Origin of the sequence: Mesorhizobium silamurunense (assembly GCF_014843825.1) — a bacterium.
Classification (GTDB): Bacteria; Pseudomonadota; Alphaproteobacteria; order Rhizobiales; family Rhizobiaceae; genus Mesorhizobium; species Mesorhizobium silamurunense.
In genome coordinates, this window is the sequence record NZ_JHQR01000124.1 from 69,919 (window position 1) to 93,525 (window position 23,607).

The following is a 23,607-nucleotide window of genomic DNA, read 5'->3' on the forward strand; positions in this document are numbered from 1 at the left end:
GCCACCGCTCCCAAAAAAGGGAGCGGCGGTACGGCCAAGGTTTCTTGTCAGTCCTTGGAGATGAAGCGGGACGGATGGATGTCCATCACGTTGTCGTCGAAGCCATGCAGCTTCGAGGAAACGATGTCGTGGTAGCTATAGTAGAGCAGTGGAATCTGGCCGACATCGTCGACGAGGATGCGCTCGGCCTCGGCGAGGTCCTTCATGCGCTCCTCAGGCTTGCCGCCGGCGGCGGCTGCCTTGTCCATCGCGGCCTCATAGGCCGGGCTGTTGTAGTTCGAGTAGTTGTTGCCGCTTGCCTTGCGCGAGATGCCGAGGAAGGTCTCCGGATCCTTGTAGTCGGCGATCCAGGCAGCGCGGGCGACGTCGTAGTTGCCCTTCTGCTCGAGGAAGCTGTAGTGGGTCTTGGTGTCAGTGTTGAGCAGCGTCACCTCCACGCCGAGTGGCTTCAGCTGTTCCTGGATGGCGACCGCCGTGTTTTTATGGTTCTCCGAGGTGTTGTAGCGGATCTCCATCTTCAACGGATGCTCGGGTGTATAGCCGAGTTTCTCCAGGATCTTCTTGGCAGCATCCTCGCGGTCGATCTGCGGCATGTCGGCGTATTTGGCCAGTGCCGGCGTGTAGCCCTCGATGCCCGGGGGCACCATCGAATAGCCGGGCAGCATCGAGTTCTGCCAGACCTTCTCGGCCAGGAAGTTGCGATCGATCGCCATCGAGATGGCGTTGCGCAGCTCGACATTATCCCACGGCGCCTTGTCGGTCTTGACCGCATAATAATAGGTGCCGAGATACGGCCCGACACGGACCTGGTCACCGAATTTGGTTTTGAGATCGGCGAGCTGTTCGGTCGGCAGGTCACCATAACTGTCGAGTTCGCCGGCCTCGAAGCGCTTCATCGCCGACGAGCGATCCTCGGTCGGGATGTAGTTGACCACGTCGAGCTTGACGCTCGCGGCGTCCCAGAATTTCGGATTCTTGATCAGCTTGAGATGGTCGTTGGGCACCCACTCGGCCAGCGTATAGGCGCCGTTGGAAACCAGCTTGCCCGGCTTGATCCAGTCGGCGCCGAGCTTGTCCATGGAGGCCTTGTTGACCGGATAGGTCGCCTGGTGGGTCAACATCTCCAGGAAGTAGGGCGTCGGCGCCTTCAGCGTGACCTGCAGCGTGTTGGCGTCGACCGCCTTCACGCCCATGTCCTCGGCCTTGCCTTTCTTGGTGTTGAAGTCCTCAGCGCCCTTCACCGGATAGAGCATGGAAGCGTATTCGGCAGCGGTGGCCGGATCTTCCAGCCGACGGAACGAATAGACGAAGTCGTCCGCCGTCACCGGGCTGCCATCCGACCAGAGGCCGTCCTTGCGCAGCTTGAAGGTGTAGACGGTGCCGTCGTCGGACACCGTCCAGCTTTCGGCGGCGCCCGGAATGAGGTTCGTCTTCTGGTCATGCATGACGAGGCCCTGGAACAGGTCGCGTATAATATCGGCTTCGTAGACCGTCGACGTCTTGTGCGGATCGACCGTCTCCGCCTCGGCGGCGGATCCGCGGTTGTAGACGGTCTCGGCGAAGGCCGGCGTGTAGAAGGTGCCGGTGGCCAAGGCCATGGTGGTGGCGAACACAGTCGCCTTCAGCAGATTTTTCAGCATGAAGTCTCTCCCTTTGGACGCGGCCCCTCAACCGCGCCTTGAGTGTTGACGCCCCGGAACCGTTCAACGGGTTCCTTTTGAGCGCGCCGCCGGTCCCTTCCGGCGGCTGGTGGCGGGAGACTAGACAGAGGAATATCTTATTTCAACTACCCGCTGCTTGACGTTAAGTGAGCGGCACTCTGCTAAAACAGCGAAATCTAAAACTAAAACCCGCCACTCAACTTAGTGCATCTTTCGGTTGTTCCAGTCGTTTTCTGTTTTTGCAGGCAGGTTTTGGCATTCTCCGGACCATGCCGAAGCACCGAAAATTCCTTGCTCCATGGTTCCGTTTCCGGGCTGACGCCGCGGGCACGTCGGCGGTCGAATTCGCCATGCTGGCGCCGATCTTCATCCTGCTTTTGCTCGGAATGGTTGCATACGGAATTTATTTCGGCGCCAGCCATTCGGTCCAGCAGATCGCGGCCGACGCGGCGCGAACGGCGATTGCCGGCCTCAACCAGACGGAGCGGCAGGCGCTGGTCACCGATTTCATTGCGCACGATGTTGCGGGCTATCCTTTCGTGGATCCCAACAAGCTGACGGTCAACGCGCAGGACAGCGCCGTCGACGGCAGCCAGTTCGTCGTGTCCGTCAGCTATGACGCGCGCAACCTGCCGATTTGGAATCTGTTCCGGACGCTGCCCTTGCCGGGCACCACGATCCAGCGTCAATCGACGATCCGGGTCGGAGGCATATGATGCGCAGTTCCAAGGGGGGACTGGAGCGGTTCCTCGTTTCCCGGAAACGCAAGACCGCTCTATCTCTTTGTTCTGACGCAAGTCCGGACGGAAAACCGTTACACATTTTTCCTGGAATTGCTCTCGTGGCCGCGGCGCGACGGCTGATTGCCGACCGGCGTGCCAATTTCGCGGTCATGACCGCGCTCTGCACGCCGGTGGCGCTGGCGTTGACCGCTTTCGCCGTCGACGAGGGCTCGCTCTACAACGAACGCCGCGCCGCGCAGTCGATCGTCGACCTCGCCGCGATTACCGCCGCCGCCAACATCAACAACGCCCAGCAAGCGGTGCTGACGACGCTGAAGGACAACGGAATCACATCCGTCGCCGTGCAGCAGCAGGGGACCACCATCGCGCCGACCGGCAGCAAGGCGGTCGTGCAGGTCGTGCCCGGACGCTATTCGGGGGTCAGTTCCATAGCGGCCGGCAGCCGCTTCGAGGCAGGCAAGCTGCCCTACAACGCCGTCCAGGTGTCGCTGAAGAAGCTGGGCACGCTCTATTTCGCCGCCTCGATGATGGCGCCGCCGGTGATCGGCACGACAGCCACCGCCAGCGCCCAGCCCGAAGCGGCATTCTCGGTCGGGTCGCGGCTGGCCAGCGTGAATGGCGGCATCCTCAACGCGCTGCTCGGCGGGCTTCTCGGCGGCAACTTCTCGCTCAGCGTGATGGACTACAATTCGCTGATCTCGGCCGATGTCGACGTGCTCTCCTTCACCGATGCACTGGCGACGCAGCTGCATCTGAGCGGCGTGACCTATTCGGACGTGCTCGCCTCGAAGGCAACGATCGGCCAGATCGCCACCGCGATGGCCAACGTGCCCGGGCTCGACCGGACGGCCAAGCTCGCTCTGCAGACCATGGCCTCGAGCGCCACCAATACGGTCAAGATCCCGCTCAGCCAGCTCATCGATCTCGGCTCGGTGGGCAGCCTCGGCCTCGGACAGAATCCCGCCGGACTTTCGGTCGACGCAAGCGCCATGAGCATGCTGACGGCAGCGGCGGCGCTCGCCAACGGCACCAACCAGGTTGCCGTCAATCTCGGGGCAACCATACCCGGGCTGACATCGACGACGCTCCAAGTCGCCATCGGCGAACCCATGCAATTCTCGGCCTGGCTGGCGGTCGGAGAACTGGGCACCGTGGTGCGCACGGCGCAGACCCGCATCAAGCTCAACGCCAACGTCACGGTCGGCACACCGAACCTTGGCGGCGGCATCAAGCTGCTGGCCGTCAACCTGCCGCTCAATGTCGAGGTCGCCTATGCCGAAGCCAAGCTGACAGACATAAGCTGCCCGACCGGCCCCTCGAGCATCAAGGTTTCGATCGCCGCGCAGCCCGGCGTCGTCTCGGCGCATCTCGCCAACAGCAACGCAAGCGGCTTCGCGGACTTCACTAAGCCGCAATCCTTCAGCGATGCCGAGATCGCCGATGTCAGCGTCCAATTGCTCCTGACCAACCTCAACCTGTTGCAGATCAAGGGATCGTCGGCTGTCTCGATCACCAACATGACGCCGACGAACCTGAAATTCAGCGCCACCGATATCGCCAACAAGGCGATCAAGACGGTCTCGACCAGGAATCTGACGCAGTCGCTCACCACCTCGCTGGTGAACAACCTGTCACTCTCGGTCAACGCGCTCGGTCTCGGGCTTGACGTGGCTTCCCTTCTCGGCACGGTGAAGCCGGCGGTGACGACGCTGCTCAACGGCGTGACCGCACCCGTCGACGACCTCGTCTACAATGTGCTTGCCGCACTTGGCGTCCACGTCGGCGAGGCCGATGTGCGGGTCACCGGCGCGACCTGCGGACGCTCTGTGCTCGTCCAATAGGCTGGCTGTCAGCCAATTCTGGCGACGAAGCAACCCACAGGCGGCAGTGCCAGCGTAATCTCTTCGAGAACACCGCCAAGAACGCCAGCGACGTCAACGGCAAGAGCCGTTATCTCGACATCCCTGATCTCCGCCGGCAGCGTCCAGTTCGCCGGCTCAGCGGCGAAATTGAAGACGCACAACAATTTCTCGTCTTCGTGCTGGCGGACCAAAGCCAACACATCGCCCTCGGTATCGAGAAAGCGGATCGAACCGTTGATCAACGCCGGGTGGCGCTTGCGCAAGGCGAGGATCGAGCGATAGGCGGCGAGTAGGGAACCGTCCTCGCCGTTCTGCACATCGACCGCGCGACTGCGATGCGCCAGCGGCACCGGCAGCCAGGGCTTGGCTGCGGAGAAACCGCCATTTTCCGCTTCTGCCTCCCAGACCATCGGGGTGCGGCAGCCGTCCCTGCCCTTCACGCCCGGCCAGAAGCGGATGCCAAAAGGATCGCGCAGATCCTCATACGCAAGCTCGGCTTCCTCCAGCCCAAGCTCCTCGCCCTGATAGAGGCAGATCGAACCGCGCAGAGAGCAAAGCAGCGCGATCGCGAATTTCGCTACGGCATCCGGGTTCTCGCCGGGCCGTGTCCAGCGGCTGACATGGCGAACGACATCGTGGTTGGAGAAAGCCCAGCAGACCCAGCCGTCGGCAACCGCATTCTCGAACGCCTCGACGCAGCCGCGCACATGGGCGGCCGAGAATTGCGGGCCGAGCAGGTCGAAGGTGTAGCACATCTGCAATTTGTCGCCTCCGGAGGTGTAGGCGGCAAGCGTCTGCAGCGAGCGCTCCTCGTCACCCACCTCGCCGACCGCAGCACGGTCAGGGTACTGGTCAAGCAGCGCGCGAAAACGCTTCAGGAAGTCGAGATTCTCAGGGCGCGTCTTGTCGAAGAGATGCTCCTGAAAGGCGTAGGTGGTGGTGGCGCCACTGGTGCCGGCGACGCTCGCGGCCAAAGGCGGGTTGTCGCGCAGCCAGCGGTCATGGACATAATAGTTGACCGTATCCAGCCGGAAGCCGTCGACGCCGCGCTCCAGCCAGAAGCGCACCGTGTCGAGGACCGCGTCCTGCACCTCCGCAGTATGGAAATTGAGGTCCGGCTGCGCGGCGAGAAAGTTGTGCATGTAGTACTGCCGGCGGGTGGCGTCCCACTCCCAGGCGGGACCGCCGAACAGCGATTGCCAGTTGTTGGGCGCGCTGCCGTCGGGCTTGGCGTCGGCCCAGACATACCAGTCGGCTTTCGCATTGTCACGGCTGGCACGGCTTTCCACGAACCATTCATGCCTGTCGGATGAGTGGGAGATCACCTGATCGATGATGAGCTTCAGCCCGAGCCGATGCGCTTCGGCGACCAGCGCATCGAAATCCTCCAGCGCGCCGAACATCGGATCGACGTCACGATAGTCCGACACGTCATAGCCCATGTCGGCCATCGGCGACTTGAAAAAGGGCGAGAGCCATACGGCATCGACGCCGAGCGAAGCGACATGGGCGAGCCGCGCAGTGATCCCCTTGAGATCGCCGCTGCCGTCACCGGTGGTGTCCTGGAAGGAGCGCGGATAGATCTGATAGATCACGCAACCGCGCCACCACTCGGCCCCTTGCTGCGTGTTGCCATCGGCCATCACGAACCCTTTCCGGCGCGGGCCTTCGAAGCCCTACGCTCGATCATGAAATTCACGCTGCGGCCAGGGACCGGCCGCGCCAGGTCGACCGCCTGCGTCTCGATCACCGAATGCCAGTGAAAGCCTTCCCGTGCGGGCAAGGTGAAGACGCATTGGCGGCGGTCGCCATTGACCATGACGGCAAGGCGGCCGCCCCCGCTATCGCCGAGCATCATGACGAGGCGATGTCGCCCGGGATCGTTCCAGTCGGCCTCACCAAGCGGCGCACCGGTTTCGCTCAGCCACTCGACGTCCGGGACGGCTGAAGCATCGGACGGCTCCCCGGTCAGGAAATGCGTGTCCGACAGCGCCGGAAAGGCATGGCGCATCGCGGAGAGAGCCGAAGTGTATCGCTCGAGCGCCTCATCGCGGCCGGCCCAGTCGAGCCAGGTGATGGCGTTGTCCTGCGCATAGGCATTGTTGTTGCCCTGCTGCGTTCTGCCGAACTCGTCGCCGGCGGTCAGCATGATGGTGCCGCGCGAGGCAAAGAGCGTCGCAAGCAATGCGCACTGGTCGGCGAAGCGGGCCTTGGCGATTTCCGCGTCATCCGTCTCGCCCTCGACGCCGTTGTTCCACGACAGATTGTCATTGTGTCCGTCGCGGTTATGCTCGCCATTGGCCGCGTTGTGCTTCCGCTCATGGGCAACCAGATCGGCCAGCGTCATGCCGTCATGGGCGGCGATGAAGTTGACGCTGCGGCTCGCCGGCTGGCCCGCCCTGCCGAACACGTCGGACGAGCCGGCAAGCCGCGTGGCCAAAGCGCCGATCGCGCCCGCATCGCCGCGCCAGAAGCGCCGGACGTCATCGCGATAACGGTCGTTCCACTCCAGGTATGGCGGGGGGGGAATCGAGCTGGTAGCCGTTCGGACCGATATCCCAGGGCTCGGCGATCAGCACGCGGTCGGCGAGGACGGGATCGCCGGCGATGGCCTCAAGCAACGGCGCATCCGGCTCGAACACACCGTCGACCCTGCCGAGCACGGGGGCCAGGTCAAAGCGGAAGCCATCGACGCCAGCGAAACGGACGAAATGGCGGAGCGTGTCCAGCACCATCTCGCGCACGACCGGATGATCGCAGGCGACCGTGTTGCCGGTGCCGGTGTCATTGGCCAGCCGGCCGTCCGGCAGATGCCTGAAATAGGCCTGCGGGTCGAGGCCGCGCAGCGACAGTGTCGGGCCGAGCCGGTCGCTCTCGCCGGTGTGGTTGAAGACGAGGTCGAGGATGGTGCCGATGCCCGCTTCACGCAGCGTCGCAACCGTATCGCGCAGTTCCACAAGGCCACCTGGCGCGAGACGCGGATCGAGCGCCATGAAGGTGACGGGGTTGTAGCCCCAGGCGTTCCTCAAGCCCAGCGGCGGCAGATGCCGCTCGTCGATCGACGCCGTGATCGGCATCAACTCGACAGCGGAGACGCCAAGGCGCTTCAGATGCTCGATGATGGCCGGATGGGCAAGCGCCGCGATGGTGCCGCGCTGTGCCTCCGGTACGTCTGGGTGCAGCTTGGTGAAGGAGCGGACGCTGAGTTCGTAGATGAAGCCGCCGGGCTGGAACAGGGGCGGCTTGGCAGCCAGTGGCTGCGGCAGCGCGCGCGCCACGGTTTTCGGCATGAGCGGGGCCGTGTCGGCGCCTTCGTTGCGTCTGGCTGCAAGCCGCCAGTGATATTGATACGGCCGGTCGATCTCGACGGCGTAAGGATCGGTCAGCAGCTTGTTCGGATCGAACCAAGAACCGCGCTCCGGCGCATAGTCGCCGTCGGCGCGAAAGCCGTAGCGCGTGCCCTCAGCGAGGCCAGGTACGAAGCGCGCGTGCATGCCCTCGCCTTCCGGCTTCAGTTCCAGCCGTTCGACCTCGCGGGTGCCGCCGTCGTCGAAGATCGAGACCCATACGCGCCGCGCTGAAGAGGACCAGACGGCGAAGCGGATGCCGTCGGGAGTGCCGGTTGCGCCGAGGTGAGTCATGCAGGCTCCCCCTTCTCCCGGAGAAGGTGTCGCCGAAGGCGACGGATGAGGGGTGCTCCAGCTTGACACCGACGGCACTCCGTCCAACACCCCTCATCCGTCTCGGCGCTGCGCGCCGATCCACCGCCCGGGGGCGAGCCACGGGTCTCGCCCCGTCCTTCGGACCCCACAAGGGGAGAAGGAAGAGGGCGCCGCGCCACCCTCAAGTAATCACGCTCGGCTTGTTGCGGCCGGTGTGGCTCTTGATGCCACCGATGTCGTCGGCGGCGGCGATGAGATCGGCGAGCGCTTCCTGGGTATCGAGATCGTGCCTCGCCTTGTCCGGCTCGTAGCGCTCGATATAGACGCGCAGCGTGGCACCGGAAGTGCCCGTGCCAGAGAGGCGGAAGACGACGCGCGAGCCGCCCTCGAACAGGATCCGGATGCCCTGGTTCTTGCTCACCGAGCCGTCGACCGGGTCGTGGTAGGCGAAGTCGTCCGCATTGGCGATCTTCAGGCCGCGCACGCTGGTGCCGGGCAGCGAGCCGAGCTTGGCGCGCAACTCATCGACCAGCGCGTTTGCGCGCTCGGTCTCGACCTCCTCATAGTCGTGGCGCGAATAATAATTGCGGCCGTAGGTCTCCCAGTGCTTGGTGACGATGTCCTTGCAGCTCTCGCCGCGCACCGCGAGGATGTTGAGCCATAGAAGCACGGCCCACAGCCCGTCCTTCTCGCGCACATGGTTGGAGCCGGTGCCGGCGCTTTCCTCGCCGCAGATCGTCGCCATGCCGGCATCGAGCAGATTGCCGAAGAACTTCCAGCCGGTCGGCGTCTCGTAGATGCCGATGCCGAGCTTTTCCGCCACACGGTCGGCCGCACCACTGGTCGGCATCGAGCGGGCGATGCCCTTCAGGCCTTCCTTGTAGCCGGGCGCCAGATGCGCGTTGGCGGCAAGCATCGCCACCGAATCCGACGGGGTGACGAAAATGCCCTTGCCGATGATCAGGTTGCGGTCGCCGTCGCCGTCAGAAGCGGCGCCGAAATCGGGCGCATCCGGACCCATCATCTCGTCATAGAGATGCTTGGCATGCACCAGGTTCGGATCGGGGTGATGGCCGCCGAAATCGGGCAGCGGCTTGAAGTTGCGGCAGGTGCCGTTCGGCGCGCCGAGCCGGCGCTCGAGGATCTCCTTGGCGTAAGGGCCGGTCACCGCGTGCATGGCGTCGAAACGCATGCGGAAGCCGTATTTGAAATTGGCGCGGATGGCGTCGAAGTCGAACAGGCTTTCCATCAGCTCGGCATAGTCCTTGACCGGGTCGAAGATCTCGACCGTCATGCCGCCAGCTTCGAAGGTACCGATCGTGTCGATGTCGACATTGCCGATGTTGGCGATCTTGAAGCTCGAGATCGTCTTGGTCTTTTCGAAGATCGCGTCGGTGATCTTCTCCGGCGCCGGACCGCCATTGCCGGCATTGTACTTGATGCCGAAATCCTCGTGCGGACCACCCGGATTGTGGCTGGCCGACAGGATGATGCCGCCGAAGGTCTTGTATTTGCGGATGATGTTGGAGGCGGCTGGCGTCGAAAGGATACCCCCCTGCCCGACCATCACCTTGCCGAAGCCGTTGGCGGCGGCCATGGCGATCGCCTTCTGGATGACCTCGCGGTTGTAGAAGCGACCGTCGCCGCCGATCACCAGCGTCTTGCCCTTAAAACCTTCCAGCGCGTCGAAGATCGACTGGATGAAGTTCTCGGCATAGTGCTCCTGCTGGAAGACGGGCACCTTCTTGCGCAAGCCGGAGGTGCCAGGCTTCTGGTCGGTATAGGGTTTGGTGGGGACGGTTTTGATCATGCTTCAGGCAACCCTTTTCGAAAGCAGCAGGCGATAGAGTTCGACGTATCTTTCGGCACTCTTGTCCCAGGAGACTTCGGCCTTCATACCCTGGCGCTGGATCGAGGCCCAGGCCGCGGGCCTGGCATGCGCCTCGACCAGCCTGTGGATCGCATGCAACAGAGCGCCGCCATTGTTCGGCGCGAACTGGAAGCCGGTGGCGACGCCTGCCGAAAGCGCCGCCTCATTGGCGTCGATGATGGTGTCGGCAAGACCGCCGGTGCGGGCGACGATCGGCACGCAACCATAGCGCAGGCCGTAGAGCTGCGTCAGCCCGCAAGGCTCGAAGCGCGACGGGATGACGATGGCGTCGCAGCCGCCCTGCATGACGTGCGAGAGGCCTTCGTCGTAGCCGATGACGACGCCGACGCGGCCGCGATGCCGCGCGGCGGCAGCAAGCAGCGAGCCTTCGAGGCCGGCGTCGCCCGATCCCAGGATCGCCAGCCGCGCGCCGGCCGCGACCACGCCATCGACGACCGCGGCCAGAATGTCCATGCCCTTCTGCCAGGTCAGCCGGCTGACGACACAGACGATCGGGCTGTCGTCATTTTCGAGATTAAAGCGGTCCTCGACGGCTTTGCGGTTTTTGGCGCGCGCCGCAAGCGTCTCGGCCGAATAGTTGGCCACCAGATGCTTGTCGGTCTCGGGATTCCAGATGTCGACATCGATGCCATTGACGATGCCGTAGAGGTCGGTGGCGCGCATGTTGATCAGGCCGTCGAGGCCCATGCCGAATTCCGGCGAGCGGATTTCCTGCGCGTAGGTCGGGCTCACCGTGGTGATCGCCCAGGCCGCCTGCAGGCCGGCCTTGAGGAAGCCGACGCCGCCATAATATTCGACGCCGTCGAGCTGCATCGCCACGCCCGGCAGGCCGAGCTCGCCGAAGATGCCGGCGCCGAACTGGCCCTGGAAGGCCAGGTTGTGCACGGTGATCAGCGACGGCACGCCGACCGCCTTGCCGTAGCGCATATAGGCAAGCGTCATCGCCGACTGCCAGTCATGGGCATGCACGATGTCGGGCTGGTAGCCGGAGATGGCGCCGCCGGCGATGTCGCCGCCGACCTGGCTCAGCGCCGCGAAGCGCCGCCAGTTGTCGGGCCAGTCGGAGCCGGAGGCGGTGCCATATGGCCCACCCTGACGATCGAACAGATGCGGCGCGTCGAGCACGAAGAGGTCGAGCTCGCCGACCTTGACGGCATGGACCGAAGCCTTGCCGCCCTGCAGCAGCGGGTACTGGTAGACGGCCTTCTTTTTCTTGAACGCCTCCATCACCACAGGATAGCCGGGAACCAGCGTGCGCATCGCCACACCCTTGCCGGCGAGCGCGATCGGCAGCGCGCCGGTCACGTCGGCAAGGCCGCCGGTCTTGATCAAGGGAAAGATTTCGGGCGTGACCGACAGAACCTGCATGCGCCTCACATTCCGATCTTACAGTGGCAGCTTGTTGATCGAACTGACAGCTTGCTGATCAACCCTGTCAGGTTGACAGCTTGTTGATCATATCCTGCGTGATCAGGCAGATGCCTTTTTCCGAAACGCGGAAGCGTTTGGCGTCGAGCGCCGGATCCTCGCCGACCACCAGCCCCTCCGGGATATGGACGCCATGATCGATGACGACGCGGCTGAGGCGCGCGTTGCGCCCGACCTGGACGTCGGGCAGCATCACCACCTCCTCGAGCTTCGAATAGGAATTGATGCGCGCGCCGGTGAAGATCAGGCTGCGGCGCAGCGATGCGCCGGAGACGATGCAGTCGCCGGACACCAGCGAGGAGATCGCCTCGCCGCGGCGGCCGTCCTCGTCATGCACGAATTTTGCCGGCGGCTTCAATTCGGCATAGGTCCAGATCGGCCAGTCGCGGTCGTAGAGGTCGAGCTCGGGCGTGATGTCGGTGAGGTCGATATTGGCCTCCCAATAGGCATCCACCGTTCCGACGTCGCGCCAGTAAGGCTCGGCCTCATGCGAGGAGCGTACGCAGGACTTGGCGAAGCGGTGGGCGATCGCCTTACCGTGCTGGACGATATAGGGGATGATGTCCTTGCCGAAGTCGCGGCTGGAACCGGGTTCGGCGGCGTCGCGGCGCAGCTGCTCCATCAGGAACTTGGTCTTGAAGACATAGATGCCCATCGATGCCAGGGCGAACTCAGGCTTGTCGGGGATGCCGGGCGGATCGGCGGGTTTTTCGACGAAAGCGATGATGTTGTCCTTGGCATCGACATGCATGACGCCGAAGCCGGTCGCCTCCATGCGCGGCACTTCCAGGCAGCCGACGGTGACGTCGGCGCCGGCATCGACATGCTGGCGCAGCATCAGCTCGTAGTCCATCTTGTAGATGTGGTCGCCGGCGAGGATCACCATGTATTCAGGCCCGTAGGCCTCGATGATGTCGATGTTCTGGTAGACCGCGTCCGCCGTGCCCTCATACCACTGCGTCTCCGAGACGCGCTGCGAGGCCGGCAGGATGTCGAAGCTTTCGTTTCGCTCAGGCCTGAGGAAGTTCCAGCCACGCTGCAGGTGGCGGATCAGCGAGTGCGCCTTGTACTGGGTGGCGACGCCGAGACGGCGAATGCCGGAGTTCAACGCATTGGACAGCGCGAAATCGATGATGCGCGTCTTGCCGCCGAAATAGACAGCGGGCTTGGCGCGCCGGTCTGTCAGCTCCTTGAGGCGGCTGCCGCGGCCGCCGGCAAGCACATAGGCCATGGCATCGCGCGCCAGCGGCTGGGTTCTCTTGATCTCTGCCATTGTTACCCTCCCAAGTAATCTGTCCGGGACATTGCTTCAGCAAGATGAGATATCATCTGCTTTCGCCCGCGACGAATTCCAACATGATTGTGGACAGCGGCGGCAACAGCATCGTCGCCGATATGCCGCCCCCTTCCTCGCTCGCCACGACCATGCCGACATTGCCCATGCCTGAGCCGCCATAATCGGCGGCGTCAGTGTTGATGATCTCGCGCCATTCTCCCGCCTTCGGCAGCGGTACACGATAGTTCTCGCGCGGCACCGGCGTGAAATTGGAGATAACGGCGATCGGGTTGCCGTCGGGTGCGCTGCGCAGCCAGGCAAAGACGGAGTTGTCGCGATCGTCGACAATCAGCCAGGAGAAGCCTTCCGGCTCGCAGTCGCGCGCATGCAGCGCCGGGCGCGAGCGGTAGAGGTAGTTCAAGTCGCGCACCACCTGCCAGACGCCGCGATGCGGTGCGTAGTCCAAGAGGTTCCAGTCGAGCGCGCGTTCCTCGCTCCACTCGCGGCGCTGGGCGAATTCCTGCCCCATGAACACGAGCTTCTTGCCGGGATAGCCCCACATGAAGGCGTAGTAGGCGCGCAAGGTTGCGAATTTCTGCCAGTCGTCGCCGGCCATCTTGTTGAGCAATGTGCCCTTGCCGTGGACGACCTCGTCATGGGAGAGCGGCAACACGAAATTCTCGGAGAAGGCGTAGACGAGGCCGAAGGTGATGTCGTTGTGGTGGTGCTTGCGATAGATCGGCTCCTTGGAGAAATACTCCAGCGTGTCGTGCATGAAGCCCATGTTCCACTTGAAGCCGAAGCCGAGCCCGCCTTCATGCACCGGCCGCGAGACCTTCGGCCATGAGGTCGATTCCTCGGCGATCGTCATCACGCCGGGATGGTGGCCGTAAAGCTCCTTGTTCATCTTCTGCAGGAAGCTGACGGCCTGCAGGTTCTCGCGCCCGCCCTTCTCGTTGGGGATCCACTCGCCCGCCTTGCGCGAATAGTCGAGGTAGAGCATCGAGGCGACCGCATCGACGCGCAGGCCGTCGACATGATATTTTTCGGCCCAGAACAGCGCATTGTTGACGAGGAAGGACACCACCTCGCGGCGTCCGAAATTGTAGATCGCGGTGTTCCAGTCGGGATGGAAGCCCTGGCGCGGGTCTTCATGCTCGTAGAGCGCGGTGCCGTCGAATTTCACCAGCCCATGTTCGTCGACGGGGAAATGCGCCGGCACCCAGTCGAGGATGACGCCAACGCCGGCGCGATGCGCGCCGTCGACGAAGCGGGCGAAGCCGTCGGGATCGCCGAAGCGCGCGGTCGGCGCATAGAGGCCGGTCGTCTGGTAGCCCCAGGACGGGTCGTAGGGATGCTCGGAGATCGGCAGGAACTCGATATGGGTGAAGCCGGTGTCGACCGCGTACGGGATCAGCCGCGCGGCGAGCTCGTCCCAGGTGAGGAACGTGCCGTCGTCGCGGCGCTGCCACGAGCCGGCATGGACTTCGTAGATCGAGATCGCCTCGCGCCTGGGGTCGGCCTTTTGCCAGAAACTACGGTGCGCTTCGTCGCCCCATTGATGCGCCATCGGCGGCGCCGTCACGGAAGCGGTCGCCGGACGCAGCTCGGATTCGAAGGCGAAGGGATCGGCCTTGAGCGGCAACCGCACACCGTCGGGGCCGATGATCTCGAACTTGTAAGGCTGGCTGGCGCCGAGATCCGGAATGAACAGCTCCCAGATGCCGGTGTCCTTGCGGTCGCGCATGGCGTGCCGGCGGCCGTCCCAGTCGTTGAAAGCGCCAACCACCGAGACACGCCGGGCATTGGGCGCCCAAACCGCGAAATGCACGCCGGTGGCGCCCTCATGCTCGATGATATGGGCGCCGAGCTTGTCGAAGAGCCTTAAGTGCGAGCCCTCGGCCATGTAGTAGTCGTCCATCGGTCCGAGCACCGGGCCGAAGGAGTAAGGGTCGGTCAGCCACCAATCGCCGCCGGCATTTTTCGCGTGATAGCGCAGCGGCTGGCGCTTGCGGATCGAGAGCCTGCCCTCGAAGAAGCCGGCATCGTTGCTGCGGACGAGTTCCCCGACCTCCTTGCCGGTCAGCGTGTAGGCGGTGACGACTTCGGCATTGGGCACGAAGCAGCGGGCGACGAAGCCTTTGCCGGCTTCATGCAGGCCCAGAACCGCAAAGGGATCGCCATGCGTTCCGGCGACAATCGCCGCGACATCGCCGGCTGGCGCCAGTCCGTCCGGCCCGCTTGTCGCAGCGGTCGCGCGCGGCTTCCTCATCAGGCAGCGTCCCTCCCTGGGAACCTTCTGTTTTGGTGCATGCCGTAATCCCAAAACCGCCGTGCACTTTTGGGCGCCATGCACTGATCTTTGTTTTGGTGCATGCCGTAATCCCAAAACCGCTGTGCACTTTTGGGCGGCATGCACCGGGCCACATCGTTCGTGGCCTCATGCAATCACATCAGACGGGCACGTTCCAGATTTCTTTCGCATATTGGCGGATGGTGCGATCGGACGAGAACCAGCCGACGCGGGCGACATTGCGGATGGCGCGCGCGTACCAGTCGGGACTGTTGCGCCACACGTCGTCGACCTCGCGCTGGCAGGCGGCGTAGGAGTCGAAATCGGCCGCCACCATGAACCAGTCGCTCTGGTAGAGACCGTTCATCAGGTCTCGGTAGCGGTTGGGATCGTCGGGCGAGAAGACCCCGGACGAGATCGCCGACACCGCCTGCGACAATTCGGGCGAGGACTCGATCACGCCGCGCGGGTTGTAGCCGTTTTTGCGCCGTTCGGCGACTTCCGCCGTGGTCAGGCCGAAGATGAAGATGTTGTCGTCGCCGACGCGTTCCTTGATCTCGACGTTGGCGCCGTCGAGCGTGCCGATGGTCAAGGCGCCGTTGAGGGCGAACTTCATGTTGCCGGTACCGGAAGCCTCCATGCCGGCGGTCGAGATCTGCTCGGAGAGATCGGCGGCGGGCATCAGCACCTCGGCCAGGCTGACATTGTAGTTCGGCACGAACACGACCTTCAGCAGGCCGCGCACCGACGGATCGCCGTTGATGACCCTGGCGACATCGTTGGCCAGTTTGATGATGAGCTTGGCGTTGTGGTAGCTGGGCGCCGCCTTGCCGCCGAAGAATTTCACCCGCGGCATCCAGTCCCGCTCCGGATGCGAGCGGATCTGGTCGTAGAGCGCGATCGCCTCCAGGATGTTGAGCAGCTGGCGCTTGTATTCGTGGATGCGCTTGACCTGGATGTCGAACAGCGCCGAAGGATCGAACCTGATGCCGAGACGGTCGGCGACGAGGTTGGCGAGCCTCGCCTTGTTCTGGCGCTTCACCGCGGCAAACTTCTCGCGGAAGGCGGCATCGTCGGCAATGGGATCGAGATCCTTGATCGCCTCGATGTCGTCCATGAAGCGGTCGCCGATCGCCTCGCGCGCCAGCGCGGTCAGGCCGGGATTGCACTGGATCAGCCAACGCCTGGGCGTGATGCCGTTGGTCTTGTTGTTGATGCGGTCGGGATAGAGCTTGTGGAGGTCGGCGAACACCGTCTCCTTCATCAGCTCGGTGTGCAACGCCGAGACGCCGTTGATCGAATGCGAGCCGACGAAGGCGAGATTGCCCATGCGCACGCGACGGTCGCCATTTTCCTGGATCAGCGAGATGCGGGCGATCTGCTCGCCCGAGAACCGGTTGGTGGCGCGCGCCTCGAGCAGCACCTGCGCATTGATGGCGTAGACGATCTGCATGTGGCGCGGCAGCAGGCGCTCGAATAGCGGCACCGGCCAGCTTTCCAGCGCCTCCGGCAGCAGCGTGTGGTTGGTGTAGGCGAAGGTGCGCCTGGTGATATCCCAGGCGAGGTCGAAATCCATGCCGTGGACGTCCATCAACAGTCGCATCAGCTCAGCCACGGCGACCGCGGGATGAGTGTCGTTCAGGTGGATCGCGGCCTTGTCGGGCAGCGACTTCAAGTCGCCATATTGGCTGAGATGCCGCTGGACGATGTCCTGCAGCGAGGCGGTGGAGAAGAAATATTCCTGCCGCAGCCTGAGTTCCTGCCCGGCCATGTGGGAATCGGCGGGATAGAGCACGCGCGACAGCGCGTCGGCCTTGTTGCTCTCGGCGAGAGCGCCGATGTGGTCGCCGGCGTTGAACTTGTCGAGCAGGATCGGGTCGATCGGCATGCCGGACCATAGCCGCAGCGTGTTGACGCGCCTGGCGCGCCAGCCGGCGACCGGCGTGTCATAGGCGACGGCCAGCACATGCTCGGTCGGCTTCCAGACATGGCGCTCGAGCCGCCCGTCCTTGGAGGTGATCGATTCCACCGAGCCGCCGAAGCCGACCTCGAAGGAACGTTCGCGCCGCTCGAACTCCCACGGGTTGCCGTGGTCGAGCCAGGTCTCGGGCAGCTCCACCTGCCAGCCGTCGTGGATCTCCTGGCGGAACATGCCATTGGCGTAGCGGATGCCGTAGCCATGCGCGGGAATGTCGACGGTCGCCATGCTTTCCATGAAGCAGGCGGCAAGCCGGCCGAGGCCGCCATTGCCGAGGGCTGCGTCGGGCTCGAGGCCGGCGATAAGGTCGAGATCGACGCCGAGCGAGGCCAGCGCCTCGCGCATGTTCTCCATCAGGCCGAGATTGGAGAAGGCGTCGCGCATCAGGCGCCCGATCAGGAATTCGAGCGAGAGATAATAGACGCGTTTTTCCTGCTGATCGTAGGCTTCCTTGGTCGCCTGGATCCAGTGATCGAGGATGCGGTCGCGCACGACCTTTATCGAGGCAGTCAGCCAATCATAGGGCGTGGCGACGGTCGTGTCCTTGCCGACCCGGTACTTGAGCGACAGCAAGACTTCTTCGGCAAGCGTCTTGGGATCGGGATTGTCGAGAGCGGGGGCTTCGATCGTCATGGCGGGTGTCATGCTGCCTCTCGTGTTGGTGCCACGATCATACCGGCTTTCACTGTTTCTCCTACCCCATGGTATTGCATCGCAGCATATATTCAATCGATTTAGGTTGCGATGCCATCTGGTTTCCCCCGCGGCAATTTACCCGTGAATGGAGATCAGGCCGCCAGCGCGTCCTCCGGCGGCTTCTTGGCGCCGGTCATCAGCGCGACAGCATCCGACATGGAAATCTGCTTCGGATCGACAACGCACAGACGCCGTCCAAGCCGGTGGATGTGGATGCGATCGGCCACCTCGAAGACGTGCGGCATGTTGTGCGAAATGAGCACGATCGGCAGGCCGCGCTTCTTGACGTCGAGGATCAGCTCGAGCACGCGGCGGCTTTCCTTGACGCCGAGCGCGGCCGTCGGCTCGTCCATGATCACCACCTTGGAGCCGAAGGCTGCGGCGCGCGCCACCGCGACGCCCTGGCGCTGGCCGCCCGAGAGCGTTTCCACCGCCTGGCTGATGTTCTGGATGGTCATCAGCCCGAGCTCTGTCAGCTTGTCGCGGGCGCGCTTTTCCATCGCCGGCCGGTCGAGCATGCGGAACCAGCTGCCGAGCGGTCCGGGCTTGCGGATCTCACGGCCGAGGAACATGTTGTCGGCGATCGACAGCGCCGGCGACAGCGCCAAGTTCTGGTAAACCGTCTCTATGCCGGCTTCGCGGGCTTCGATGGGCGACTTGAACAGCACCTGCTTGCCGTCGAGCTCGATGGTTCCCTCATCGGGATGCACGGCGCCGGAGATCGCCTTGATCAGCGTCGACTTGCCGGCGCCGTTGTCGCCGATCACCGCCAGGATTTCGCCCGGATAGAGATCGAAGTCGCAGTTGTTGAGCGCGGTCACCCGGCCATAGCGCTTGGTGAGGCCGCGCGCGGTGAGAACAGCCTGCTGGGTCATGGTTACACCGAAACCTTTCTGATCCACTGGTCGATCGCCACGGCGCCGATGATCAACACGCCGGTGAGCAGCACTTTCCATTGCGGGTCGGCGCCCAGCATGTTGAGGCCCATCGAGACGACGCCGACGATCATGGCGCCGAACAGCGTGCCGAGGATCGAGCCGCGGCCGCCAAAGAGCGAGATGCCGCCGATCACCGTCGCGGTGATGGCCTGCAGATTGTAGTCGGTGACGGCGGCCGACGGCGAAATCGAGCCGTTGCGGCCGATGGAGACCCAGGCCGCGAAGGCGGCGATCAGGCCGGCGAGCGTATAGACAGCTATCAGCACCTTCTTGGTCTGAATGCCCGACAGCTTCGCCGCTTCGGGATCGTCGCCGACGGCATAGACATGGCGGCCCCAGGCGGTGTGATTGAGCACGTACCAGAGTATCGCCACCAGCACGACGGTGGCGATGACGCCGGCCGTCAGCACCGCAGAGCCGACCCTGAAGCTCATAGCGAACAGGTGCAACAGCGGCGCTTGGGCGTCGACATCGGCATCGCGGATCGTCTCGTTGGCCGAATAGATGAAATTGGTGGCCATGACGATGTTCCAGGTGCCGAGCGTCACGATGAAGGGCGGCAGCTTCATGTAAGCGACGAGCAGACCGTTGAGCAGGCCGCAGGCGCCGCCGGCGGCAAGGCCTACGACTACCGCAAGAAGGGTCGGCATCCCGTAGGTGATGGCGCAGTTGCCCATGATCACGGCCGAAATCACCATGATCACGCCGATCGACAGATCGATGCCGGCGGTCAGGATGACCAGCGTCTGGGCGGCGCCCAGAATGCCGACAATGGCGATCTGCTGCAGGATCAGCGTCAGCGTGTAGGACGAGAAGAAACGTCCGCCGATGGCGATGCCGAAGATGATGATCGACAGCACCAGCACGATCAGCGGCACTGCCGCCGGCGTGGAATGCAGGAAATGCTGCGCGCGCTTGACGAATGACTTGCCGTGCTCGTCGAAGGCGGCGACGCTGGTGTCGCTGCCCGAGAGTACCTTCTCGAATTCCTGGATTTGAGACATATCTCCTCCCGTCTCACGAAGCTTCGTCATGGCTCCGTGCCGCGTTTACGCATTTCCGGTCTGTTGCCGGGCTTATCAGCGCTTACGAAAATGCATCGTCCACCCGATGCGGCCGGGGATCAAGCCCCCAGCCGCAAGGTTTGTGCGCCTGTCAGGCAACCATCAGCCCCAGCACTTGGCCAGGCCTTCCTTGGTGTCGATTGACTTCACGCCGTTAGCCGGCTTGTCGGTGACCAGATTGACGCCGGTGTCGAAGAAGTTCTTGCCTTCGGTCGGCTTCGGCTTGGTGCCGTCCTTGGCATAGGCGGCGATCGCCTCGATGCCGAGCGCTGCCATCTGCAGCGGGTACTGCTGCGAGGTCGCGCCGATCACGCCTTCGGTCACCGACTTCACACCCGGGCAGCCGCCGTCGACCGAGACGATCAGCACCTGCTTTTCGAGGCCGACGGCCTTGAGGGCCTGGTAGGCGCCGACGGCAGCGGGCTCGTTGATGGTGTGAATGACGTTGATGGTGTTGTCCTTCTGCAGGAGGTTCTCCATCGCCTTGCGGCCGCCTTCCTCGTTGCCGTTGGTGACGTCATGGCCGACGATGCGCGGATCGTCTTCGTCGCCGATCTTGTTCGGGTCCTTCACGTCGATGCCATAGCCCATCATGAAGCCCTGGTCGCGCAGCACGTCGACGGTCGGCTGCGAGGGGGTCAGATCAAGGAAGCCGATCTTGGCGTCCTTGGCCTTGTCGCCGAGCGTGGCAGCCGCCCAGGCGCCGATCAGCTTGCCGGCTTCCAGATTGTCGGTGGCGAAGGTGGCATCGGCAGCGTCGATCGGATCGAGCGGCGTGTCGAGCGCGATCACCAGCAGGCCGGCGTCGCGCGCCTTCTTCACCGTCGGCACGATGCCCTTGGTGTCGGAGGCGGTGATCAGAATGCCCTTGGCGCCGTCGGCGATGCAGCTTTCGATTGCCGCGACCTGGCTTTCGCTATCGCCGTCGATCTTGCCGGCATATGTCTTGAGGTCGACGCCGAGCTCCTTGGCCTTGGCGGTCGCGCCCTCCTTCATCTTGACGAAGAAGGGATTGGTGTCGGTCTTGGTGATCAGGCAGGCGCCGACGCCGGCGGCCGACGCGGACGAGGCGAATGCGAGCAGGCCCAGCCCGGCCGCCGCGAACACGGTGGACTTCAGCAGCGATTTCTTGGTCACGATTTCCTCCCAATGGAACCATTCCGGACGCCGGCCAACCCGGCGCCTCAAGCGCATCCAACCATTCTCCCAGCGTGGACGCCACCTCAAAAGACACCAGTCCGAGACATCTGTCAATAATTAAATCACTCTTATTTATTATTGACAGACTTGCGCCGTTCACTCATTCTGAACGAAAAGCAGTGCGGGGAAACTGACGGGAGGAACAGGGTGGAGACCGGCATTGCGAGGCGCGGTTCGCCCGAGGCTCGGGAGAGCCGGTTGCATCGCGGCACAAACCAGAGCGGCATGCGCGACCACAATGAGCGGCTCGTGCTGTCCCTGGTGCGCCAGCATGGCAGCCTAGCCAAGTCCGACATTGCGCGCATGACAGGGCTGTCCGCCCAGACGGTATCCGTCATCATGCGCGAACTGGAGGAAGACAAGCTGCTCGTCCGCCAGGCGCCGTTGCGCGGCAAGATCGGCCAGCCGTCGATCCCGATGGCACTCAACCCGGAGGGCGCCTTCTTCATCGGCCTCAAGATCGGCCGCCGCAGCGCCGAACTGGTGCTGATCGACTTTCTCGGCAATGTGCGCGCGATGCTGCAGAACTCCTATCGCTATCCGGCGCCGCGCGAGACGGTGGAATTCGTCAGCGCCGGCATCAAGAAAATGCGCGGCGAACTGACGCCGGCGCAGGACAAGCGCATAGCCGGCCTAGGCATCGCCATGCCGTTCGAACTCTGGAGTTGGGCAGACACGGCCGGCGCGCCGCGCGAGATCATGGACGAATGGCGCCATCGCGACATCCGCGCCGACATCCAGGCGCAGTGCGATTTTCCGGTCTATCTGCAGAACGACGCCACCTCGGCCTGCGGCGCCGAACTCGTCTTCGGCCAGGCGGGAGCGGCGCGCGACTTCGTCTATTTCTACATCGGCGCCTTTGCCGGCGGCGGCATCGTGCTCAACGGCCGGCTGTTCGGCGGGCCGACCGGCAACGCCGGCGCGCTGGGTTCGATGCCCGTGCCTGGGGCGGACGGCAAGCCAACGCAGCTGATCGACGTCGCCTCGATCGCCATACTGGAAAAGGCGCTGAGCGCCAAGGGCATCGACGGCTCCTATCTTTGGACCTCGCCGCAGGAATGGGGCGAGATCGGCGCCGAGCTCGACGACTGGATCGCCAGCGCCTCGCAGGCGCTGGCCTATGCGATCGTCGCGGCGTCGTCCGTTATCGATTTCGAAGCGGCGGTTATCGACGGCTGGATGCCTCTCGAAGTGCGGCGGCGACTCGTCGATGCGGTCACGGATGCCATCGTCGGCATCGACGCCGAGGGACTGAAACTGCCCATCGTGCGCGAAGGAACCGTGGGCATCCATGCGCGGGCGCTGGGCGGCGCGAGCCTGCCGCTGTCGGAGCGCTTCCTGATCGGACCGACCACGATTTCCAGGAGCGCCTGATCATGCTGATCGGCATCCCGCCGCTGCTCGGGCCGCAGCTTCTGGCGACGCTCAGGGCCATGGGCCATGGCGACGAGATCGCCATCGTCGACGGCAATTATCCGGCCGAGGAACAGGCGCGCAGGCTGATCCGCGTCGACGGCCATCCCATCATTCCGGTGCTCGACGCCGTTTTGAGCGTGCTGCCGGTGGACGAGGCGGTGCCCGAGGCTTTGTTCCGCGCCTCGGTCGACGGCGATCCGGCGCTCGCCGATCCCGTGCATCACGAGATGGAAGCTGTCTGCGCAAAACGCGCGCCGGGCCACAAGGTGATTGCGCTGGCCGGGGCCGACTTCTATGCACGCGTCAAGGCCGCGCACGCGATCGTGGCGACCAGCGAACCCAGGCTTTATGCCAACATCATCATCCGCAAGGGCGTGATCCATCCGCCGGAGACCAAGACACAATGATCCTCTGCTGTGGTGAAGCCCTGATCGACATGCTGCCGCGCACGACGACGGAAGGCGAAGCGGCCTTCGCGCCTTATGTCGGCGGCGCGGTGTTCAACACGGCGATCGCGCTCGGTCGCCTGGGTGCCCCGGCAGGCTTCTTCTCCGGCCTCTCCTCCGACCTGTTCGGCGGCCAGCTCCGGGAGGCACTGGGGGCGAGCAAGGTGAGCTCGACCTATGCGCACACCTCGCCGAAACCGACGACGCTTGCCTTCGTGCGGCTTACCAACGGCCAGGCGACCTACACCTTCTATGACGAGAACACCGCCGGGCGCATGCTCGCCGTGGAGGACCTGCCGAGGCTGGGCGCCGAGATCCAAGCCATGCTGTTCGGCGCTATCAGCCTGATCTCGGAGCCCGCCGGATCCGCCTACGAGGAATTCATGCGGCGCGAGCACGAGAGCCGGGTGATGATGCTTGATCCCAACATCCGGCCGAACTTCATCCCGGACAAGGCCAAGCATCTGAGGCGCATCCGCGAGATGATGGCGATGGCCGACATCGTCAAACTGTCGGACGAAGACCTCAACTGGTTCGACGAAGCGGGCTCGCATGAGGACGTCGTGCGCAACTGGCTGGACCGCGGCCCCAGGCTGATCGTCGTCACCCATGGCAGCGAGGGCGCCGTCGGCTACAGCAAGGAGCACAAGATCACGGTCGTGCCGCAGAAGGTGAAGGTGGTCGACACGGTCGGCGCGGGCGACACCTTCAATGCCGGCATCCTCGCCTCGCTGCACGAGCAGGGCCTGCTCACCAAGGCGGCGATCGGCGGCCTCTCGCAAGACGCGATCCGCGGGGCGCTGGAGCTTGGCGCCAAAGCAGCCGCGGTGACCGTGTCGCGGGCCGGCGCCAACCCACCGTGGCGGCACGAAATCGCCTGATCGGCTGCCCGAGCCGGCCGACGACCCCTGCCCGAGCGATCACTTTATGTTTCCAAAGACCGGAACAGCGCGACAAAAGGCGCTGAGAATGCGCCCAGAAGCCTGGATTTCCGGCTTCCTCGGGCAATACGCCGGCAAAAGACGGTAACAGGCTGCGACACTTGCGCAATTC

15 protein-coding genes and 1 pseudogene are annotated in these 23,607 nt (G+C 64.0%); 5 read left to right on the forward strand and 11 right to left on the reverse strand.

Going from position 1 to position 23,607, the window contains the following annotated elements:
• Positions 1 to 47 precede the first annotated feature (47 nt).
• Positions 48 to 1,640 carry a peptide ABC transporter substrate-binding protein gene (locus DH10_RS14435; protein WP_192384878.1) on the reverse strand — a complete coding sequence of 531 codons (1,593 nt, stop codon included), beginning with the start codon at positions 1,638 to 1,640 and terminating at the stop codon, positions 48 to 50.
• Positions 1,641 to 1,807: 167 nt separating this feature from the next.
• Here DH10_RS14435 and DH10_RS14440 point away from each other — a divergent pair, with 167 nt between their 5' ends.
• Both DH10_RS14440 and DH10_RS14445 read left to right on the forward strand, forming a co-directional pair.
• Complete coding sequence (locus DH10_RS14440) at positions 1,808 to 2,377, forward strand: TadE/TadG family type IV pilus assembly protein (RefSeq protein ID WP_343221543.1); 570 nt, start codon at positions 1,808 to 1,810, stop codon at positions 2,375 to 2,377.
• Between the two features lie 176 nt (positions 2,378 to 2,553).
• Positions 2,554 to 4,245: a pilus assembly protein TadG-related protein gene (locus tag DH10_RS14445; protein WP_246811560.1), complete on the forward strand. Its 1,692-nt coding sequence runs from the start codon at positions 2,554 to 2,556 to the stop codon at positions 4,243 to 4,245.
• Positions 4,246 to 4,253: 8 nt separating this feature from the next.
• Here the strand turns inward: DH10_RS14445 and bglA are convergent, their stop codons facing one another.
• The 10 genes and pseudogenes from bglA to DH10_RS14495 all read right to left on the reverse strand — a co-directional run bounded on the left by bglA (position 4,254) and on the right by DH10_RS14495 (position 20,599).
• Complete coding sequence (gene bglA / locus DH10_RS14450; protein WP_192384880.1) at positions 4,254 to 5,909, reverse strand: beta-galactosidase BglA; 1,656 nt, start codon at positions 5,907 to 5,909, stop codon at positions 4,254 to 4,256.
• Positions 5,909 to 7,907, reverse strand: a pseudogene (gene glgX, locus DH10_RS14455) (glycogen debranching protein GlgX). Before glgX ends, bglA begins: the two are co-directional and overlap by 1 nt.
• A 202-nt stretch (positions 7,908 to 8,109) precedes the next feature.
• On the reverse strand, positions 8,110 to 9,738 hold the full coding sequence (locus DH10_RS14460; protein ID WP_192384881.1) for an alpha-D-glucose phosphate-specific phosphoglucomutase: 1,629 nt from the start codon (positions 9,736 to 9,738) through the stop codon (positions 8,110 to 8,112).
• A gap of 3 nt (positions 9,739 to 9,741) precedes the next feature.
• Complete coding sequence (gene glgA, locus DH10_RS14465) at positions 9,742 to 11,187, reverse strand: glycogen synthase GlgA (RefSeq protein ID WP_192384882.1); 1,446 nt, start codon at positions 11,185 to 11,187, stop codon at positions 9,742 to 9,744.
• Between the two features lie 67 nt (positions 11,188 to 11,254).
• Positions 11,255 to 12,520: a glucose-1-phosphate adenylyltransferase gene (gene glgC, locus DH10_RS14470; RefSeq protein ID WP_192384883.1), complete on the reverse strand. Its 1,266-nt coding sequence runs from the start codon at positions 12,518 to 12,520 to the stop codon at positions 11,255 to 11,257.
• 52 nt (positions 12,521 to 12,572) lie between these two features.
• On the reverse strand, positions 12,573 to 14,795 hold the full coding sequence (gene glgB / locus DH10_RS14475) for a 1,4-alpha-glucan branching protein GlgB (RefSeq protein ID WP_192384884.1): 2,223 nt from the start codon (positions 14,793 to 14,795) through the stop codon (positions 12,573 to 12,575).
• Between the two features lie 181 nt (positions 14,796 to 14,976).
• Entirely contained in the window at positions 14,977 to 17,439 is a 2,463-nt protein-coding gene (locus tag DH10_RS14480) for a glycogen/starch/alpha-glucan phosphorylase (protein ID WP_192384885.1), read from the reverse strand.
• Between the two features lie 143 nt (positions 17,440 to 17,582).
• Positions 17,583 to 18,365: an ATP-binding cassette domain-containing protein gene (locus DH10_RS14485; protein ID WP_192244100.1), complete on the reverse strand. Its 783-nt coding sequence runs from the start codon at positions 18,363 to 18,365 to the stop codon at positions 17,583 to 17,585.
• Between the two features lie 2 nt (positions 18,366 to 18,367).
• Complete coding sequence (locus tag DH10_RS14490) at positions 18,368 to 19,432, reverse strand: ABC transporter permease (RefSeq protein ID WP_192244098.1); 1,065 nt, start codon at positions 19,430 to 19,432, stop codon at positions 18,368 to 18,370.
• Positions 19,433 to 19,594: 162 nt separating this feature from the next.
• Positions 19,595 to 20,599 carry a sugar ABC transporter substrate-binding protein gene (locus tag DH10_RS14495; RefSeq protein ID WP_425515322.1) on the reverse strand — a complete coding sequence of 335 codons (1,005 nt, stop codon included), beginning with the start codon at positions 20,597 to 20,599 and terminating at the stop codon, positions 19,595 to 19,597.
• A gap of 240 nt (positions 20,600 to 20,839) precedes the next feature.
• Here DH10_RS14495 and DH10_RS14500 point away from each other — a divergent pair, with 240 nt between their 5' ends.
• The 3 genes from DH10_RS14500 to DH10_RS14510 are packed head-to-tail and all read left to right on the forward strand — an operon-like array spanning position 20,840 to position 23,435.
• The gene (locus DH10_RS14500; protein ID WP_192384886.1) at positions 20,840 to 22,066 is read left to right on the forward strand and encodes an ROK family protein; all 1,227 of its coding nucleotides are present in this window, start codon (positions 20,840 to 20,842) and stop codon (positions 22,064 to 22,066) included.
• 2 nt (positions 22,067 to 22,068) lie between these two features.
• Positions 22,069 to 22,515, forward strand: a complete 447-nt coding sequence (locus tag DH10_RS14505; RefSeq protein WP_192244094.1) for an RbsD/FucU family protein — start codon at positions 22,069 to 22,071, stop codon at positions 22,513 to 22,515.
• A complete protein-coding gene (locus DH10_RS14510; protein WP_192244092.1) occupies positions 22,512 to 23,435 on the forward strand; it encodes a carbohydrate kinase family protein in 924 nt (307 codons plus the stop codon). The genes DH10_RS14505 and DH10_RS14510 overlap by 4 nt, the downstream gene beginning before the upstream one ends.
• Positions 23,436 to 23,607: the final 172 nt, after the last annotated feature.

Bases quoted from the DNA above. Each gene is read 5' to 3' on its own strand.
- DH10_RS14505 (WP_192244094.1), top strand. From the start codon at position 22,069: ATGCTGATCGGCATCCCGCCGCTGCTCGGGCCGCAGCTTCTGGCGACG.
- DH10_RS14490 (WP_192244098.1), bottom strand. From the start codon at position 19,432: ATGTCTCAAATCCAGGAATTCGAGAAGGTACTCTCGGGCAGCGACACC.
- DH10_RS14485 (WP_192244100.1), bottom strand. From the start codon at position 18,365: ATGACCCAGCAGGCTGTTCTCACCGCGCGCGGCCTCACCAAGCGCTAT.
- DH10_RS14445 (WP_246811560.1), top strand. From the start codon at position 2,554: ATGACCGCGCTCTGCACGCCGGTGGCGCTGGCGTTGACCGCTTTCGCC.
- DH10_RS14480 (WP_192384885.1), bottom strand. From the start codon at position 17,439: ATGACACCCGCCATGACGATCGAAGCCCCCGCTCTCGACAATCCCGAT.
- glgB (WP_192384884.1), bottom strand. From the start codon at position 14,795: ATGAGGAAGCCGCGCGCGACCGCTGCGACAAGCGGGCCGGACGGACTG.
- DH10_RS14510 (WP_192244092.1), top strand. From the start codon at position 22,512: ATGATCCTCTGCTGTGGTGAAGCCCTGATCGACATGCTGCCGCGCACG.
- DH10_RS14435 (WP_192384878.1), bottom strand. From the start codon at position 1,640: ATGCTGAAAAATCTGCTGAAGGCGACTGTGTTCGCCACCACCATGGCC.
- bglA (WP_192384880.1), bottom strand. From the start codon at position 5,909: ATGGCCGATGGCAACACGCAGCAAGGGGCCGAGTGGTGGCGCGGTTGC.
- glgA (WP_192384882.1), bottom strand. From the start codon at position 11,187: ATGCAGGTTCTGTCGGTCACGCCCGAAATCTTTCCCTTGATCAAGACC.
- glgC (WP_192384883.1), bottom strand. From the start codon at position 12,520: ATGGCAGAGATCAAGAGAACCCAGCCGCTGGCGCGCGATGCCATGGCC.
- DH10_RS14460 (WP_192384881.1), bottom strand. From the start codon at position 9,738: ATGATCAAAACCGTCCCCACCAAACCCTATACCGACCAGAAGCCTGGC.